Source organism: Klebsiella sp. A52 (genome assembly GCF_018388785.1).
Classification (GTDB): domain Bacteria; phylum Pseudomonadota; class Gammaproteobacteria; order Enterobacterales; family Enterobacteriaceae; genus Klebsiella; species Klebsiella aerogenes.
The window spans coordinates 4,755,066-4,772,354 of the sequence record NZ_CP074437.1 but is presented as its reverse complement, the minus strand read 5'-3'; the positions used below and the strand labels follow the sequence as shown (position 1 = coordinate 4,772,354).

The 17,289-nt window shown below is 57.8% G+C and carries 13 protein-coding genes; 6 read left to right on the top strand and 7 right to left on the bottom strand.

The genetic code is table 11. The features are described 5' to 3' along the window. Nucleotides 1-51 precede the first annotated feature (51 nt). The 5 genes from KGA69_RS22570 to moeA all read right to left on the bottom strand — a co-directional run bounded on the left by KGA69_RS22570 (nt 52) and on the right by moeA (nt 6,519). Nucleotides 52-867 (bottom strand): Cof-type HAD-IIB family hydrolase, encoded by an 816-nt coding sequence (locus tag KGA69_RS22570; RefSeq protein WP_213292679.1) that lies wholly within the window; start codon nt 865-867, stop codon nt 52-54. Between the two features lie 170 nt (nt 868-1,037). Further along, nucleotides 1,038-3,470 (bottom strand): formate C-acetyltransferase/glycerol dehydratase family glycyl radical enzyme, encoded by a 2,433-nt coding sequence (locus tag KGA69_RS22565; RefSeq protein ID WP_213292678.1) that lies wholly within the window; start codon nt 3,468-3,470, stop codon nt 1,038-1,040. 3 nt (nt 3,471-3,473) lie between these two features. Beyond that, complete coding sequence (locus tag KGA69_RS22560; protein WP_032711275.1) at nt 3,474-4,373, bottom strand: glycyl-radical enzyme activating protein; 900 nt, start codon at nt 4,371-4,373, stop codon at nt 3,474-3,476. 155 nt (nt 4,374-4,528) lie between these two features. Then, on the bottom strand, nt 4,529-5,284 hold the full coding sequence (gene moeB, locus KGA69_RS22555) for a molybdopterin-synthase adenylyltransferase MoeB (RefSeq protein ID WP_047049086.1): 756 nt from the start codon (nt 5,282-5,284) through the stop codon (nt 4,529-4,531). After that, nucleotides 5,284-6,519 (bottom strand): molybdopterin molybdotransferase MoeA, encoded by a 1,236-nt coding sequence (gene moeA / locus KGA69_RS22550; protein ID WP_213292677.1) that lies wholly within the window; start codon nt 6,517-6,519, stop codon nt 5,284-5,286. Before moeA ends, moeB begins: the two co-directional genes overlap by 1 nt. Before the next feature lie 179 nt (nt 6,520-6,698). On the opposite strand from moeA, the gene iaaA reads away from it, so the two are divergent. Genes iaaA through gsiD form a run of 5 tightly spaced genes read left to right on the top strand, consistent with a single transcriptional unit; the run spans nt 6,699 to nt 12,963 of the window. Continuing rightward, a complete protein-coding gene (gene iaaA, locus KGA69_RS22545; protein ID WP_047049081.1) occupies nt 6,699-7,640 on the top strand; it encodes a beta-aspartyl-peptidase in 942 nt (313 codons plus the stop codon). A gap of 14 nt (nt 7,641-7,654) precedes the next feature. Beyond that, on the top strand, nt 7,655-9,508 hold the full coding sequence (gsiA, locus tag KGA69_RS22540) for a glutathione ABC transporter ATP-binding protein GsiA (protein ID WP_213292676.1): 1,854 nt from the start codon (nt 7,655-7,657) through the stop codon (nt 9,506-9,508). A 33-nt stretch (nt 9,509-9,541) separates the two neighbouring features. After that, a complete protein-coding gene (gene gsiB, locus KGA69_RS22535) occupies nt 9,542-11,083 on the top strand; it encodes a glutathione ABC transporter substrate-binding protein GsiB (protein WP_213292675.1) in 1,542 nt (513 codons plus the stop codon). A gap of 46 nt (nt 11,084-11,129) precedes the next feature. Continuing rightward, a complete protein-coding gene (gsiC, locus tag KGA69_RS22530; protein WP_047078243.1) occupies nt 11,130-12,050 on the top strand; it encodes a glutathione ABC transporter permease GsiC in 921 nt (306 codons plus the stop codon). A gap of 1 nt (nt 12,051) precedes the next feature. Next, nucleotides 12,052-12,963, top strand: coding sequence for a glutathione ABC transporter permease GsiD (gene gsiD, locus KGA69_RS22525; RefSeq protein WP_045395003.1), 912 nt, complete (start codon nt 12,052-12,054; stop codon nt 12,961-12,963). A 543-nt stretch (nt 12,964-13,506) separates the two neighbouring features. Here the strand turns inward: gsiD and KGA69_RS22520 are convergent. Together KGA69_RS22520 and rimO are read right to left on the bottom strand one after the other, a co-directional pair. Further along, a complete protein-coding gene (locus KGA69_RS22520) occupies nt 13,507-14,532 on the bottom strand; it encodes an IS110 family RNA-guided transposase (protein WP_045398393.1) in 1,026 nt (341 codons plus the stop codon). A gap of 244 nt (nt 14,533-14,776) precedes the next feature. Next, nucleotides 14,777-16,102 carry a 30S ribosomal protein S12 methylthiotransferase RimO gene (gene rimO / locus KGA69_RS22515; protein WP_047049075.1) on the bottom strand — a complete coding sequence of 442 codons (1,326 nt, stop codon included), beginning with the start codon at nt 16,100-16,102 and terminating at the stop codon, nt 14,777-14,779. 237 nt (nt 16,103-16,339) lie between these two features. Between rimO and KGA69_RS22510 the strand changes: the two genes are divergently transcribed. Continuing rightward, nucleotides 16,340-17,230, top strand: coding sequence for a Kdo hydroxylase family protein (locus KGA69_RS22510; protein WP_063447694.1), 891 nt, complete (start codon nt 16,340-16,342; stop codon nt 17,228-17,230). Nucleotides 17,231-17,289 lie beyond the last annotated feature (59 nt).

Genomic DNA, 17,289 nt, shown 5'->3' with positions numbered 1-17,289 from the left:
ATGCAGCGGCGCACAAAATGGAAAAGCCGGGGCGGATACCCCGGCACAGGATCAGTCGTTGAAAGGGGAGGTCTTATCGAGAACGGCCTGAATCACCTTCAACGCGCCGTCGTGGTTATTGTCATCGGTGGTGAAACCGGCGATGGCTTTGATGCTGTCGGCAGCGTTGGCCATAGCAAAAGCATATTTCACCAGTTTTAACATTTCGGCGTCATTGCCGCTGTCGCCAATTGCTACGCACTGCTGCGGCGAAAGGTTCCAGCGTTTGAGCAGGCGGCTGATGCCGTTGGCTTTATGCAGGCCGGGGATAATCAAATCGACAAAGCCAAAGCCGCTGGTGACCGGCTTCATGATCCCATCCAGCGAGACGTGCAATTTATCGATAAGCTGTGGGATATCGCTATCAGGCAGGTTGAGGGAGAATTTGAATAGCGTATCGTCGATGCGATGGTAATCGCTTACCCGCTGCAGACGATGGTAGTGCTTCGACATCAGCTCAACAAAAGCGTCCGGGGCTTTCTCGCTCACGTATGCGCTTTGCAGGCCGCAGGCGACAAAGTTGAGCTGCGGATCTTTCAGCAGTTCGCCAATCACTACCTGTGATTCGTGACGGGTCAGTTCGCCGTGGAACAACTGTTTGCCATGCTCGTAAACCAGAGCGCCGTTTTCTGCGACGAATGAAATCTGCTCGCGAATTTCCGGGAAAAATGAGATCAGCTGATAGTACTGGTTGCCGCTGGCGACAACAAATTCAATACCTTGCTGTTTAAGCTGCGCAAACTGCGCGAGGAAACGCGGGCGGTCATACTGCTTGGCGTCATTGAGAAAAGTTCCGTCCATATCGGTGACGATAACTTTAACGGTCATAAGAGGTGCTCCTGGCTTAACTTCGACCAGTAACATTCTAATTACAATGTGATGGGGAGCACAAATTTATTTCGAATGAAAGTTACCTATTCATCAGCATGCCCGTCAGCGTAGCTACCGGGCATGGAAGCAGTAACCCGGCTCAGCGCAGCGCCGGCCGGGTATTTTCCTTACAACGTATGCTCGGTACGGGCGATGATGTCGTCCTGGGTATCCGGCGACAGGGCGGTGAAGAACGCCGAGTATCCGGCGACGCGGACCACTAAATCGCGGTACTGGTCAGGGTGTTTCTTGGCTTCCAGCAGCGTTTCGCGTGACACGATGTTGTACTGGATATGCCAGCCTTTATGCACCTCGAAGAAGGTGCGCAGCAGCACCATCAGCTTCTGCTTATCAGACTCGTTCTCCAGCGTGGCAGGATTCAGCTTCTGGTTGAGCAGCACGCCGCCGAGGATCGCGCCGGTCGGCAATTTACCTACCGAACTGATAACCGCCGTTGGCCCCAGGTGATCGGTACCGGAGGCCGGGCTGGCCCCTTCCGCTAGCGGCGCGTGCGCTTTGCGGCCATCCGGCGTCGCCATGGTCTGCGCGCCGAACGGGACGTTAGCGGAGATAGACGACGTACCGGCGTAATAGTTACCGCCAATCGGGCCGCGGCCGTAACGCGGGTTATGGTACTGCTTCAGCTCGTCGATATAGGTCTGATAGGCGCGGGCCAGCAGAATGTCGACGCTGTCGTCGTCGTTACCGTACTTCGGCGCGCCGTTGATCAAGCGCTGACGTAACTGCTCGTGGGTCAGGCCGGCAAAATCTTCCGCCAGCGCCTTCGCCAGCTCCTGCTGGCCGATGACGCCCTGATCGAAGACCAGTTTTTTCACCGCCGCCAGGCTGTTGCCGAGGTTGGCAATCCCGACCTGCAGGCCGGAAACCCAGTCATATTTCGCGCCGCCTTGCTTGATGCTTTTCGCCCGTTCGATGCAGTCATCGACTAATGCTGAGCAAAGAATATCGTGGACGTTCTCTTCCAGCATGGTATCGACAACGTACTCAATCTCGATGGATTTACGGGTGTAGTAGCGGATCTGGGTGTCCCAGTCTTCCAGCACCTGGTCGAAGTTAGCGAAGTTACCTTTCGATAGCGCATGTTGCTGGGCAAGGAATACCTGGCCGCTGGTGGCATCGCGGCCGCCTTCCAGCGTCGCTAGCATCACCCGCGCGAAGTTAATAAAGCTCATGCCGGTGCAGCGATAGCCCCATTTGCCGCCGACCGCGGTTTCGATACAGCCGATAGCGGCGTAATCGTAGGCGTCCTGCGGCTCAATGCCGAGCTTGATAAATTCCGGGATGACGATTTCATCGTTATTAAACGCCGGCATGCCGAAACCGCAGCGGATCACCTGAACGCAGGCGTCGAGGAAGTCGTTGCTCATCCCGGCGTGGTAACGCACGCTGAGGTTCGGTTGGGTAGAGCGCAGGCGGCCGCAGGATTCGAGGATCGCGTACGACAGCGGGTTGACGGCGTCCTGCGGTTGACCGTCGACCAGATTTTGCCCGCCGATGGTGACGTTCTGGTACAGCGGGCTACCAGCGGAAGCTTTGGAATGCGAGCCTGAGCGAATTTTGTTGACCTCCAGCAGCTTCAGCCAGCAGCAATGCAGCAGCTCAATGGCCTGTTCGCGATCCAACGATGGCTGCAGTTCAACGTCGCGGCGGTAGTATGGATAGAGGTACTGGTCCATGCGGCCAAAAGAGACCGAGTGGCCGTTGGATTCAATCTGCAGGATCAACTGAATGAAGTAGCAGAGCTGCAGCGCCTGCCAGAAGGTTTTCGGCGGCTCGTGGGCGATAATTTCACAGTTTTCGGCGATCGCCAGCAGCTCGTCGCGGCGCAGTTCGCGCGGCTCCTGTGCCGCCATGTCGCGCGCCAGCGTAGCGAAGCGTTTGCAGTGTTCGCTCACTGCCGCGAGCACGATATCGATCGCCTTCAGGAACTGTTCGCCGTGCAGATCTTCCAGCACCGTCAGATTAATACGCGAGCGGCGTTCAGCGACCTTCGCGCGCATGCCGTCGAGCCCTTTTTCCAGCAGCAGCGGATAGTTGACCGCCAGGTGGGCATCGCCGGAAGTCATGTTACCTTCGGCTTTGATAATACCGGTAGCGAGCAGCGCTTTTTGTTCATCGGTAAACATGCCGTAGCAACGGTCCTGAACGGTCTGCCCGCGCCACCATGGGCACACTTCATGTAATACGCGCTTATTCTCTTCGCTGACCGAGAAGCCGGCGCCCGGACGGTCGGCGAGATCGTCGATCTCTTTCTCAATCCAGCTGACGGTATATTCCGGGAAAATCGGCGCGGCGCGAACTTCGCTGGCCTGGTTGCCGACGATCAGCTCATCGTGCTTGATCCAGATAGTGCGTTCCGCCAGGTGATGAGCCAGCGCCAGCGCGCGACGTACCGGGATCGGTTTATCGAGATGTTGCTGATAGGCGGCGGTATAGTGTTGGGCGCGCTCGGTACAAACCGGCGGCTTAACGATATGCACCAGCGCCATTTTATGCGCCTGAATGCGGGCGCTCAGAGTATCCAGTTTTAAGGTGGTCATAAGTTATCCTCGTAGGGTCGCCGTTAAACCTTTGCTTTGCGCGTACTGCTGCGCAAAGGCCAGCAGCTCAGGAGCGGCCAGCGGTTTGTCCGGTGCGGTATAGGGCTGACTGAGTAGTTGGTATTTATTCATTCCCAGCGTGTGGTACGGCAGGAAATGGATTTCGCTGACCTGAAGACGGTCGGCGGCAAAATCGGTAATCGCGGTAATATCGGCTTCGCTGGCGTTAAACCCCTGAATTAATGGGACGCGAATGATGATTTTTTTCCCTGCCTGCGCCAGGCGCTGCAGGTTATCCAGCACCCGGCGGGCGCTGCCGTCGGTCCACTGCTGGAAGACGGCGTCATCGACGTGCTTCAGGTCGGCCAGAAACAGATCGACAAACGGTAAAGAGGGTTCAATGTACTTCCACGGTACGTGCAGGCAGGTTTCCACGGCGGTGTGAATGCCCGCCTGATGGCTGGCTTCGAACAGCGCCTGCGCCAGCGTCGGGTTCATAAAGGGCTCGCCGCCGGAAAGGGTGATGCCGCCGCCGCTGCGATCGTAAAATGGTTTATCACGCAGCACCGTCGCCATAATTTCCGCCACGCTTTTTTCCTCGCCGCAGACCGTCAGCGCGGTAGTGGGGCAGCAGTCGCGTAGCGCGGCGATATGGTCGTCGTTGACGTTTTGCCGATGGATAATCAGGCCGTCCAGAGTACGGGTAATCACCTCCGGCGCCGCCTGCTGACACAGCTCGCAGCCGTCAAGACACAGCCGCGCGTCGTACAGCAGGTCTTCGCTGCGGGCGCGGCTTTCCGGGTTCTGACACCAACGGCAGCCCAGCGAACAGCCTTTAAGGAATACGACGGTACGGATCCCCGGGCCGTCATGGGTGGAGTAGCGCTGGATGTTGAAGATCATGATTTACCCTCTTATTTGCATATGAAGATTAAATAACTTTCGAATGAAAGTTATATTGACGCAAATCAACAATCAGAGTGGGTAGTAGAGAGGGGGAGAAAAAGAACGGCGTGGTTCACAAAATAACCGGCGACCTGCCTCGCCGGCGGCTGGAATTAGCGTGAACCACACACCTCGCATTGGGGGTGGCGCATCAGCTTCATTTCGCGAAACTGGCAGGTCATCGCGTCATACATCACGATTTTTCCCCTGGCGGGGGTGCCGTAACCGGTCAACAGTTTAATCGCCTCCATGGCCTGCAGCGAACCGATAGTGCCGACCAGCGGCGCCATCACCCCGGCTTCGACGCAGGTGAGGGCGTTTTCGCCGAACAGGCGGCTCAGGCAGCGATAGCATGGCTCGCCGTCCTGATAGGTAAAGACGCTGATTTGCCCTTCCATACGAATCGCCGCGCCGGAGACCAGCGGGGTTTTGTGCTGGAAGCAGCCGGCGTTAAGCTGATTGCGAATAGCAACGTTGTCGGTACAGTCCAGTACCAGATGGTGATCGGCAATCTGCGTTGCCAGCGCCGCGTCATCCAGCATTGCATTGATGGCGACCAGTCGAACGTGCGGGTTAATGCGCGCCAGCGCATCGCGGGCGGAATCGACCTTCGGCTGGCCGATGGTCGCGTCGCTGTGCAGCGTCTGGCGTTGTAGATTGGATAACGAAACGGTATCGAAATCGACGAGCGTGAGCTGACCCACCCCGGCCGCCGCCAGATATTGAGCGGCGGCACAGCCGAGCCCGCCGAGGCCGACGACCAGTACGCGAGCGGCTTTTAGCCGCTCCTGACCGTCGAAATCAAACCCCCGCAGCACGATCTGCCGGTTATAGCGCAGCATCTCCTCGTCGCTCAGCTCAACGGCCATTACAGCCCCCCAAAGAGATGATTAAAGGGCTCGACTTCGACCCATTCGCCCGCTTCGACGTTGCCGCGTTCGCGCTCCAGTACGACAAAGCAGTTACCGAGGCTGAATGAGCTGAAAATGTGCGAACCCTGATGCCCGGTGGTGCTCACCACCAGTTCGCCTTCCGGATTGCGCTGCAGCACGCCGCGCTGGAAGTCGAGGCGGCCCGGCGATTTTTTCAACCGGCTGGCGGCGCGCACGCGCAGACGCATCGGCTGGGTTTGGCCGCGGTTGCCGGAGAGCTTGGCCAGCAGCGGCTGAACCAGTTGATAGAAGGTTAAGGTGGCGGAAACCGGGTTGCCCGGCAGGCCGCAGAACCAGCTGTTGCTGAGCTTACCGAAGGCGAACGGTTTACCCGGCTTAATCGCCAGCTTCCAGAAGCCGATCTCGCCCAGTTCTTCTAGGATGGTTTTGGTGTAATCGGCTTCGCCCACGGAGACGCCGCCGGAACTGATCACTACATCTGCCTGCTGGTCGGCGGCGATAAAGGCGTCGCGCAGTTTCGCCGGATCGTCAGGAATAATACCGAGGTTGATCACCTCGCAGCCCAGCTGTTCGAGCATCAAATGTACCGCCAGGCGGTTGGTATCATAGATCTGGCCGTCGCCGAGCGGTTGGCCTGGCAGCTGGAGCTCATCGCCGGTCGAGAAGACCGCGACGCGCACTTTACGCAGCACCTCAACTTCAGCTATGCCCAGCGACGCCAGCACCGGCAGTTCCGCAACGGTAAGACGAGTCCCTGCCGGGAATACTACCGCGCCGTTGGCGATATCTTCGCCGCGACGGCGTATATTTTGCCCGGCTTTCACCGGCGCGATGAAGCGCACGCCCGCATCGCTTTGTTCCGTTTCTTCCTGCATAACCACGGCGTCGCAGCCTTCAGGCACCGGCGCGCCGGTCATGATGCGGATACAGGTGCCCGCCGGCCAGGTATCGTGGAACGGTTGGCCGGCAAAGGCCTTACCGGCAACCGGCAGCGCCGCGCCGTCGGCGACATCGGCCAGGCGCACGGCATAGCCGTCCATCGCCGAATTATCAAAACCGGGTACGTCCAGCGGCGAAACGACATCATGGGCGGTCACGCGCGAAAAGGCCTGCAGCAGCGGCAGGGTCTCCGTGGCCTGCAGCGGCGAAATACGGTCGAGCATCTGAGTCAGGGCTGTGTCGAGCGGCATCAGTCCGGCGGTAAAATCCATGGGTTACTCCTGCTGGCAAAACGTCGAAAACGCCTATTATGGCAGAAAAGCGCCGGCGACTGTATGCCACTGCGGTACGAGGCTTTACATCACCGGATGCTCTTTCTATATTCAAAAAATGTATAAAAGGTTAGTCAGTATAATGATATCTATAGAGTTTATGGCAAAGGAAAGATCGAATGGGTAAGGCGGTAATAGCAATCCACGGCGGCGCCGGCGCAATTAGCCGAGCGCAGATGTCGCCGGAGCGCGAACGCGAGTATGTAGCCGCGCTGTCGGCCATCGTCGATAGCGGACAAAAAATGCTGGCAGCAGGCGCCAGCGCACTGGATGCGGTGACCGAAGCGGTACGTCTGCTGGAAGAGTGCCCGCTATTTAACGCTGGAATAGGTTCCGTGTTTACCCACGATCAAACGCACGAACTGGATGCCTGCGTGATGGATGGCTATAGCCTGCAGGCCGGCGCGGTCGCGGGCGTAAAGCATCTGCGTAACCCGGTGCTGGCGGCGCGTATGGTGCTGGAAGAAAGTCCGCACGTGCTGCTTATCGGCGAAGGGGCGGAAAAGTTTGCCGCCTCGCGCGGGATGGCGCTGGTTGAAAACGAGTTATTTTCTACCACCGAGCGGCTTCTGCAGTTGCAGCAGGCGAAAGAGGGCGGCGAGATTATTCTCGACCACCATGCCGCGCCGCTCGACGAACGCCACAAAATGGGGACCGTTGGCGCGGTGGCGCTGGACCTGGCCGGTAATCTGGCGGCGGCGACCTCCACCGGCGGAATGACCAATAAACTGCCCGGTCGCGTCGGCGACAGCCCGCTGCCGGGCGCGGGCTGCTACGCCAATAACGCCAGCGTCGCGGTCTCCTGCACCGGCACCGGCGAAGTCTTCATGCGCACACTCGCCGCTTACGACATTTCAGCGTTGATGGAGTACGGCAACCTCAGCCTGTTTGAGGCCTGCGAGCGGGTGGTGCAGGAAAAACTGCCGGCGTTGGGCGGCAGCGGGGGCCTTATCGCCATCGACCGCGAGGGGAATGTCGTGCTGCCTTTCAATAGCGAAGGTATGTACCGGGCGTGGTGTTATGCGGGCGATACGCCGACGATTGGAATTTATCGCGAATAAAAGGAGAAGCGAGCTTGCCGCAAAGTCATGAAATTGATGAAGACGATGTGCTGGTGGTACGCGATCTTAACGTCGCCTTTAGCCAGCAGCGGCAGCGCGTTTCCGCGGTGCGTAACCTGTCGTTCAGCCTTCGCCGCGGCGAGACGCTGGCTATCGTCGGCGAGTCCGGTTCCGGAAAATCAGTGACCGCCCTGGCGCTGATGCGCCTGCTCGACGAGGCGGTCAGCGAGGTCAGCAGCGAGGCGTTGCTGCTACGTCGACGCAACCGTCAGGTGATTGATATTAATGCACAAACGGCGGGGCAGATGCGTCAGGTTCGCGGCGCGGACGTGGCGATGATTTTTCAGGAGCCGATGACCTCGCTGAACCCGGTATTCACCATCGGCGAACAGATTGCCGAATCTATCCGTCTCCATCAGGGGCTACGGCGTGACGAGGCGCTGCGGGAAGCCAAAAAGATGCTCGAGCGGGTGCGCATTCCGGAAGCGGCAGCGATGCTTTCACGCTATCCGCATCAGCTTTCCGGCGGCATGCGCCAGCGGGTGATGATCGCCATGGCGTTATCGTGTCGCCCGGCGGTACTGATTGCCGATGAACCCACCACCGCGCTGGACGTCACGATTCAGGCGCAGATCCTGCAGCTTATCGCCGCGCTGCAAAAAGAGATGGCGATGGGGGTGATGTTTATCACTCACGATATGGGCGTGGTGGCGGAGATCGCCGATCGCGTGCTGGTGATGTATCGCGGCGAAGCCGTAGAAAGCGGGCGCATCGACGATATTTTTCGCGCCCCGCAGCACCCTTATACCCGGGCGCTACTGGCGGCGGTGCCGAAGCTCGGCTCAATGCGCGGCAGCGATTTACCGCGGCGCTTCCCGCTGCTCAACGACGGTGTGACCCAGCAGCCGGAACAGAATACCGTGGTCGCCGGCAAACCGATTTTACAGGTGCGCGATTTAGTCGCGCGTTTCCCGATCCGCGGCGGTATTCTCAACCGCGTCACCCGCGAAGTACACGCGGTGGAAAAAGTGAGTTTCGATCTGTGGCCGGGCGAAACGCTGTCGCTGGTCGGCGAATCAGGCTGCGGTAAATCGACTACCGGGCGGGCGCTGCTGCGGCTGGTGGAAGCGCAGGGCGGCAGCATCACCTTTAACGGCCAGCGTATTGATGCGCTGTCCGGCGGCAAACTGCAGACGCTGCGCCGCGATATTCAGTTTATTTTTCAGGATCCTTACGCCTCGCTCGATCCGCGGCAGACGGTCGGTTATTCCATTATGGAGCCGCTGCGCGTGCATGGTTTGCTGGAAGGGGATGCGGCTCGCGAACGCGTCGGCTGGCTGTTGCAGCGCGTGGGGCTGGAGGCGGAACACGCGTGGCGTTATCCGCATGAGTTCTCCGGCGGCCAGCGGCAGCGTATCTGTATCGCCCGTGCGCTGGCGCTCAATCCGAAAGTGGTGATCGCCGATGAGTCGGTGTCGGCGCTGGACGTGTCGATTCGCGCGCAGATTATTAATCTGCTGCTCGATTTACAGCGTGAAATGGGCATCGCATTTCTGTTTATTTCCCATGACATGGCGGTGGTGGAGCGCATCAGCCACCGCGTAGCGGTGATGTATCGCGGGCGGATCGTGGAGATTGGCCCGCGTCGCGCCGTGTTTGAGAACCCGCAGCATCCTTACACCCGTAAACTGATGGCGGCGGTGCCGGTCGCCGACCCGGCGCATCGTCAACCGCAGCGCGTATTGCTCTCTGACGAGTTGCCGGGGAATATCTATAAACCGGGAGAAGAAATCGACAGCGCGCCGTTACAGCTGGTAGCGCCGGGACATTATGTCGCCCGCGAGCCCGCCGATGTACTGAGCCGATAACAACCTAACGCACTCTTGCAGGAGCATAACAACATGACTCAACCTGTTACACGCAAATGGCTACTGGCGCTTGGCATCGCCTCGACGCTGGCGGCGACGCCGGCCTTCGCCGCGAAAGATGTGGTAGTCGCAGTCGGTTCCAACTTCACGACCCTCGATCCCTATGACGCGAACGATACCTTATCGCAGGCGGTGGCGAAGTCGTTTTATCAAGGCCTGTTCGGCCTTGATAAAGAGATGAAGCTGCAAAACGTGCTGGCGGAAAGTTATACCGTTTCGGCTGATGGGCTGGTGTATACCATTAAGCTGCACAGCGGGGTGAAATTCCAGGATGGCACGGATTTTAACGCCGAGGCGGTGAAAGCGAATCTCGACCGCGCCAGCAATCCGGATAACCATCTCAAACGCTATAACCTGTACAAGAATATCGCCAGCACCGAGGCGGTGGATCCGACGACGGTCAAAATCACGCTCAAACAACCGTTCTCGGCGTTTATCAATATCCTTGCCCATCCGGCGACGGCGATGATTTCGCCAGCGGCGCTGAAAAAATATGGCAAGGAGATCGGCTTCCACCCGGTAGGTACCGGGCCGTATAAGCTTGACACCTGGAATCAGACCGATTTCGTCAAGGTCAGCAAGTTTGACGGTTACTGGCAGCCGGGGCTGCCGAAGCTGGATTCCATTACCTGGCGCCCGGTGGTCGATAATAACACCCGTGCGGCGATGCTGCAGACCGGCGAGGCGCAGTTCGCCTTCCCGATCCCTTACGAGCAGGCGCCGCTGCTGGCGAAAAACAGCAAGCTGGAACTGGTGGCCAGCCCGTCGATTATGCAGCGCTATATCAGCATGAACGTAACGCAGAAGCCGTTCGATAATCCGAAGGTGCGGGAAGCCATTAACTATGCGATTAACCGTCAGGCGCTGGTTAAGGTCGCGTTTGCCGGATACGCCACCCCGGCGACCGGCGTCGTCCCGCCTTCTATAGCTTACGCCCAGACCTACAGCGCATGGCCTTACGACCCGGCGAAAGCCCGTCAGTTGCTGAAAGAAGCCGGTTTCCCTAACGGCTTCAGCACTACGTTGTGGTCATCGCATAATCACAGCACCGCGCAGAAGGTGCTGCAGTTTACCCAGCAGCAGCTGGCGCAGGTGGGTATTAAAGCGCAGGTGACGGCGATGGATGCCGGACAGCGTGCGGCGCAGGTTGAAGGCAAGGGGCAGAAAGAGAGCGGGGTGCGGATGTTCTACACCGGCTGGTCAGCGTCGACTGGCGAAGCCGACTGGGCGCTGTCGCCGCTTTTCGCCTCACAAAACTGGCCGCCGACCCTGTTTAACACCGCGTTTTACAGCAACCCGCAGGTCGATAAAGACCTGAGCGAGGCGCTGAAAACGACCGATGCGCAACAGAAGACCAAACTCTATAAAGATGCGCAGGACATTATCTGGAAAGAGGCGCCGTGGGTGCCGCTGGTGGTAGAAAAGTTGGTGTCGGCGCATAGCAAAAACCTGACCGGGTTTTATATTCAGCCGGATACCGGTTTTAGCTTCGAGCAGGCGGATCTGACGCAGTGATAGTGCTTATGCTCACGCGTTCCCTCTGCCGAAATGGGAGGGGACGATGCTGAATTACGTTCTGAAGCGCCTGCTGGGGCTCATTCCGACGCTGTTTATCGTCGCCGTGCTGGTGTTCCTGTTTGTGCATATGCTGCCGGGCGATCCGGCGCGGTTGATCGCCGGGCCGGAAGCCGATGCGCAGGTGGTGGCGATGGTACGCCAACAGCTGGGGCTCGATCAGCCGTTGTACGTGCAGTTCTGGCACTACATCACCAATGTATTGCAGGGTGATTTCGGTATCTCGATGGCTTCGCGCCGCCCGGTGACCAGCGAAATCGCCAGCCGCTTCATGCCGACGCTGTGGCTGACGCTTGCCAGCATGAGCTGGGCGGTGCTGTTCGGCATGGCGGCGGGCATCGCCGCGGCGGTGTGGCGCAATCGCTGGCCGGATCGGCTGGGGATGGCGCTGGCGGTAACCGGTATCTCCTTCCCGGCGTTCGCTCTCGGCATGCTGCTGATGCAGGTCTTTTCCGTTGAGCTGGGCTGGCTGCCGACGGTCGGCGCCGACAGCTGGCGGCACTATATTCTGCCATCGTTGACCCTTGGCGCCGCGGTGGCATCGGTGATGGCGCGCTTTACCCGCGCGTCGTTCGTTGACGTGCTGCATGAGGATTACATGCGTACCGCGCGGGCTAAAGGGGTAAGCGAAACGCTGGTGGTGTTGAAGCATGGTCTGCGCAACGCGATGATCCCGGTAGTGACCATGATGGGTCTGCAGTTCGGTTTTCTGCTCGGTGGCTCCATTGTGGTGGAGAAGGTCTTCAACTGGCCGGGGCTTGGGCGACTGCTGGTCGATTCCGTGGAGATGCGCGACTACCCGGTGATTCAAGCGGAAGTGCTGCTATTTTCGCTGGAGTTCATTCTTATCAACTTAGTGGTGGACGTGTTGTATGCCGCCATTAACCCGGCTATCAGGTACAAATAAGGTGCGATTGCTCAACTGGAGAAGGGAAGCGGTTATCAACGCCATGCCGGGCGTTAAGCCCGGACAGATCCGCACGCCGTGGCATGAGTTCTGGCGGCGTTTTCGTCGCCAGCCGGTGGCGATGACGGCGGGGATATTTGTGCTGCTGCTGATTGTCGTCGCGATTATCGCGCCGTGGATAGCGCCGTATGACGCGGAAAACTATTTCGATTACGACCGCCTGAACGAAGGGCCGTCAATGGTGCACTGGTTCGGCGTCGATTCGCTGGGGCGCGATATTTTCAGCCGGGTGCTGGTCGGCGCGCAGATTTCGCTGGCCGCCGGGGTACTGGCGGTGCTGATTGGCGCGCTGATTGGCACCGTGCTCGGCCTGCTGGCCGGGTACTACGAAGGCTGGTGGGACCGCATCACCATGCGCATCTGCGACGTGCTGTTTGCCTTCCCCGGCATTCTGCTGGCGATTGCGGTGGTGGCGGTGATGGGCAGCGGGATGGCCAACGTGATTATCGCGGTGGCGATTTTTTCAATTCCGGCGTTCGCCCGCCTGGTGCGCGGCAATACGCTGGTGCTGAAGCAGCAGACGTTTATTGAGTCGGCGCGCAGTATCGGCGCCAGCGATACGACCATTCTGTTCAACCATATTTTGCCCGGTACGGTATCGTCGATCGTGGTCTATTTTACCATGCGCATCGGCGTGTCGATTATCTCCGCCGCCAGCCTGTCGTTCCTTGGCCTTGGCGCGCAGCCGCCGACGCCGGAGTGGGGGGCGATGCTGAATGAAGCGCGCGCGGATATGGTGATGGCGCCGCATGTGGCGTTATTCCCGGCGATCGCCATTTTCCTGACGGTGCTCGCGTTTAATCTATTGGGCGACGGCCTGCGCGATGCCTTGGATCCGAAGATAAAGGGGTAGGGGACGAGCACGGCGGTAGCAAAGTTGGTAGATACTGTTATCGGCTTGCAGCTGTTTCGCTCCAGGACAAAGGGTTGTCCTGTGCTGTTTCCGAGAACATTGCGCTCCCGATATTTCTTCTGCGTTATGGCTCTCATGGCGCAGGGAGCGCACAGAGGGCGGCCAGTCGCCGCCGCCCTCTGTACTCCCGGGCTCTGGCCGCCAAAATCGCCACTTCGTGGTTCCTTCGACTTATCCCGCCAGGCTTCGGGTCGGGCCGAGGCAGCGTATATGGACGCTCCCGGAATGCAATGCTTTCTTCAGTTCAGTAATAAAACGGGTAGGTGCAGCCATATATCCGGTTTCTGATGGGATTTCTTTATCCCGAACCATGATGAAATCCGCCAGGCAGGTACCAATCATCCTGTGCGAGCTGACTTGCCCTTGCTACCTCTCGGTGTATCCTGCCTGCGGTCTTACCTGTTTTGCCATCTTCTGAAGTCACCTGCACCTACCAGGACGTTAACTCTTTTTCAGCACCTCGTCAGATTGACTGACCTTGTGTCAGGCGAGCTGGCGAGGCTGATATTCAGTATTGTGTGTCAACATTGACCACATGATCCTGGCTGTTTTTGCCGCCATGGCGACAACAGCTACATTGCAGTGCTTCCGCTCAAGTAGTCCCTGAAGCCAGGCATTCTTCTCAACCGCGCCGTTCCGGTTGACCCAGGCGGTAAGTGCGCGTGCGCCGTGAACCAGCAGGTATCGGAAATATCCATCTCCACGTTTGCTGATCCCTCCCAGTTGCTGTTTCCCGCCGCTGGAATGTTCCTTTGGTGTCAGCCCCAGCCATGAAGCGAACTGCTTTGCAGTACTGAATTGTCGGGCATTACCCACTGCCGCTATCACATAAGTGGCCGTTAACATACCAACCCCCGGGATTTTGGCCATTCTCTGGCAGGCTTCCTGCGTTCTGTACCAGGAGGCCAGAGCTTGTTCTACCTGTTTAACTTGCTCCTCAAGTTCCCGGATATGTTTAGACTGTCTGTAGATGCTGGTTCTGACGAAGGGAGATAAACCATTTTCGTCGTCCTCCAGAATGGCTGGCAGCTCATGGGTTAAATGGCTTTGTCCGGCCGCAATCGTAATACCAAACTCAGCAAGTGTGGCTCTTAAACTATTGGAACAGGCGATCCGCTCACGGATAAGTATTCCCCGTTCAGTGTGTAACGCTAAAACGGCCTGCTGCTCTTCGGTTTTTATCTGTACAAAACGCATATTCGGGCGGGTGACCGCTTCGCAGATAGCTTCAGCGTCTGCTGCATCCGTCTTGTTCGTTTTCACATAAGGCTTTACATACTGCGGAGGGATGAGTTTTACCTCATGACCATAGCGGGTGAATAGTCGCGCGAAATGATGACTGGATGAGCAGGCTTCCATGCCAATCAGACAAGGCTCCAGTTGAATAACAAATTGAACAAACTTAGCCCGGGTGAGCTTTTTACGCAAAATAGTATGACCTTCGTGATCGACGCCATGAAGCTGAAAAACGTTCTTTGCCAGGTCGATACCAAGAGTTGATACTTTCATGTGGACGCTCCTCATTTTTTAGGACGTATTGCAACGATCCAGTCTGGTACTTTGATACCGTAAAATCTGGAGCGTCCATCTCATTATCCGTGCAAAACACGGCCCTCAGCCCGCATCCATGCGGGCTGCCCCGACCTTCCGGGAACGTCTCAGCGATTTTGAGGCCACCAACGGCGGCAGTTTCAGCAGCCATGGGGAAAGAGGTAGCCCGGATAAGGCGCAAGCCGCTATCCGGGAAGCGGGATTAGACCCGGGTACCCCACAGGTCGTATTCGTCGGCGTGCTCGACTTTCACCCGCAGTACGTCGCCCGGTTTAACGTTGGTTTCACCGTTCAGATAGACCGCGCCGTCGATTTCCGGGGCATCGGCCATGCTGCGGCCAATCGCGCCTTCTTCATCGACTTCATCGACCAGCACCATAATTTCGCGGCCCACTTTTTCTTGCAGACGCTCGGCGGAAATCTGCTGTTGCAGTTGCATAAAGCGGTTCCAGCGCTCTTCTTTCACCTCTTCCGGTACCTGATCCGCCAGTTCGTTGGCGGTGGCGCCTTCAACCGGGCTGTACTTGAAGCAGCCCACGCGATCGAGGCGAGCTTCTTTCAGGAAGTCGAGCAGCATCTGGAAATCTTCTTCCGTTTCGCCTGGGAAACCGACGATAAAGGTGGAACGCAGGGTCAGATCCGGGCAGATCTCGCGCCACTGTTTAATACGCGCCAGCTGACGGTCTGCGGAACCCGGGCGCTTCATCAGTTTCAGAATGCGCGGGCTGGCGTGCTGCAGCGGAATGTCGAGATACGGCAGGATCTTGCCTTCCGCCATCAGCGGGATCACATCGTCAACGTGCGGGTACGGATAGACGTAGTGCAGACGCACCCAAATGCCGAGTTTCGCCAGCTCTTCGCACAGGCTGACCATACTGGTTTTCACCGGCATGCCGTTGTGGAAACCGGTACGGTGCTTGACATCAACGCCATAGGCGGAGGTGTCCTGAGAAATGACCAGCAGCTCTTTCACCCCGGCGTCCGCCAGGCGTTTGGCTTCCGCCAGCACTTCGCCAATCGGACGGCTCACCAGATCGCCGCGCATTGACGGGATAATGCAGAAGGTGCAGCGATGGTTGCAGCCTTCCGAGATTTTCAAGTACGCGTAGTGGCGCGGCGTCAGCTTGACGCCCTGTTCCGGCACCAGGCTGAGGAACGGGTTATGCTTCGGCTTCGGCGTATAGTGGTGAACGTGCTCCAGCACCTGCTCGTAGCTATGCGGACCGGTAATTTCCAGCACCTTCGGATGCACTTCGCGGATTTGATCTTCTTTCGCGCCGAGGCAGCCGGTAACGATCACTTTGCCGTTTTCTTTTAAGGCTTCGCCGATCGCTTCAAGCGACTCCTGCACGGCGCTGTCGATAAAGCCGCAGGTGTTGACGATAACCATATCGGCGTTGTCGTAGCTGGGAACCACGTCATACCCTTCGGTACGCAGTTCGGTGAGGATACGTTCTGAGTCTACCAGGTTTTTCGGGCAGCCCAGGGAGACGAAGCCGATTTTCGGCTGGTGCGTGACATTGCTCATAGCTTAAAAAATGTTCATTTATTGGAATGGTCAGGGCAGGAATTCTACAGATCTTTGCGAAAAAGAGTATAGCCAGGGGGCGATGAATGATGAAAAAGCTGTACGGCAAAAAAACTCGGCCATGATATTCAGAACCATTATCTCATTTACATTGACCTTACGTTTAATAACATTCTGTTAACCTTGCCGATGGCCGGAGCCAAAACTGATAAAACCCATGCGGCAAGGAGCATAACAATGACCACGAGCAGTCCGCTGGCCCTCACGACATTACCCTTTACCCATCTGGATATTCCGCCGCAGCCATCGTCAATTCAGCATTCGCTGGAAGAGGGCAACGTCCTCTATTTACCGAATCTGGATTTTTCGCTGACTGCCGAAGAGCGCGAATTACTCAATACCGATTTAGTATCGCCGAAGCGTAAGAACATTAGCTACCAGCCGCAAAAGCGTGAAATTAAAGGCGTAGCGGACGCGGCGAAAGCCCCGGCGGCACTGCAGCTGACCGAACGTTACTATCAATCCACGTTGCGCCTGATTGATGCGCTACTGCCCGGATATCGCGAAGCGCTTTATCGCCCGCAAACCAGCCTGCGGCTGCATCCGATAACCGCCTGGCGCGACACGACCTCGTGGCGTAAAGATGATACCCGCCTGCACGTCGACGCTTTCCCGTCGCGCCCGGTTTATGGCGATCGCATTCTGCGCGTATTTTGCAACATCAATCCGCACGGTGAGCCGCGTTTGTGGCGCACCGGCGAACATTTTGAAACGCTCGCTGCGCGCTTCCTGCCGACGCTGAAACCGTGGTCGCCGTTCGCCAGCTGGCTGCAGTCGGCGGTGGGGATCACCAAAAGCAAACGTAGCCATTACGATCATCTGATGCTGGCGTTGCACGACAAAATGAAAAGTACGCCGGAATATCAACAGCACGGCGTACAGCAGGCGGTAGAGTTTGCCGCGGGGAGTACTTGGATCTGCTTTTCCGATCAAACGCCGCACGCGGCGATGGGCGGCCAGTTTATGCTGGAACAGACTTTCCAACTGCCGGTGAGCGCGATGCATAATCCGCAGTATTCACCGCTGAAGGTGCTGGAAAAGTTGATGAACCAGCCGCTGGTGAGATGAGCAACGCGGCGTGGCCTCTGAAGTTGTAACATTGTAAATAATGTTAATTGCTGTGGGAT

What these genes read in the sequence shown, in the direction of transcription:
- KGA69_RS22520 (WP_045398393.1), bottom strand. Translation starts at nt 14,532, where the DNA reads ATGAAAGTATCAACTCTTGGTATCGACCTGGCAAAGAACGTTTTTCAG.
- moeB (WP_047049086.1), bottom strand. Translation starts at nt 5,284, where the DNA reads ATGGCCGTTGAGCTGAGCGACGAGGAGATGCTGCGCTATAACCGGCAG.
- KGA69_RS22510 (WP_063447694.1), top strand. Translation starts at nt 16,340, where the DNA reads ATGACCACGAGCAGTCCGCTGGCCCTCACGACATTACCCTTTACCCAT.
- gsiC (WP_047078243.1), top strand. Translation starts at nt 11,130, where the DNA reads ATGCTGAATTACGTTCTGAAGCGCCTGCTGGGGCTCATTCCGACGCTG.
- gsiB (WP_213292675.1), top strand. Translation starts at nt 9,542, where the DNA reads ATGACTCAACCTGTTACACGCAAATGGCTACTGGCGCTTGGCATCGCC.
- rimO (WP_047049075.1), bottom strand. Translation starts at nt 16,102, where the DNA reads ATGAGCAATGTCACGCACCAGCCGAAAATCGGCTTCGTCTCCCTGGGC.
- moeA (WP_213292677.1), bottom strand. Translation starts at nt 6,519, where the DNA reads ATGGATTTTACCGCCGGACTGATGCCGCTCGACACAGCCCTGACTCAG.
- KGA69_RS22560 (WP_032711275.1), bottom strand. Translation starts at nt 4,373, where the DNA reads ATGATCTTCAACATCCAGCGCTACTCCACCCATGACGGCCCGGGGATC.
- iaaA (WP_047049081.1), top strand. Translation starts at nt 6,699, where the DNA reads ATGGGTAAGGCGGTAATAGCAATCCACGGCGGCGCCGGCGCAATTAGC.
- KGA69_RS22570 (WP_213292679.1), bottom strand. Translation starts at nt 867, where the DNA reads ATGACCGTTAAAGTTATCGTCACCGATATGGACGGAACTTTTCTCAAT.
- KGA69_RS22565 (WP_213292678.1), bottom strand. Translation starts at nt 3,470, where the DNA reads ATGACCACCTTAAAACTGGATACTCTGAGCGCCCGCATTCAGGCGCAT.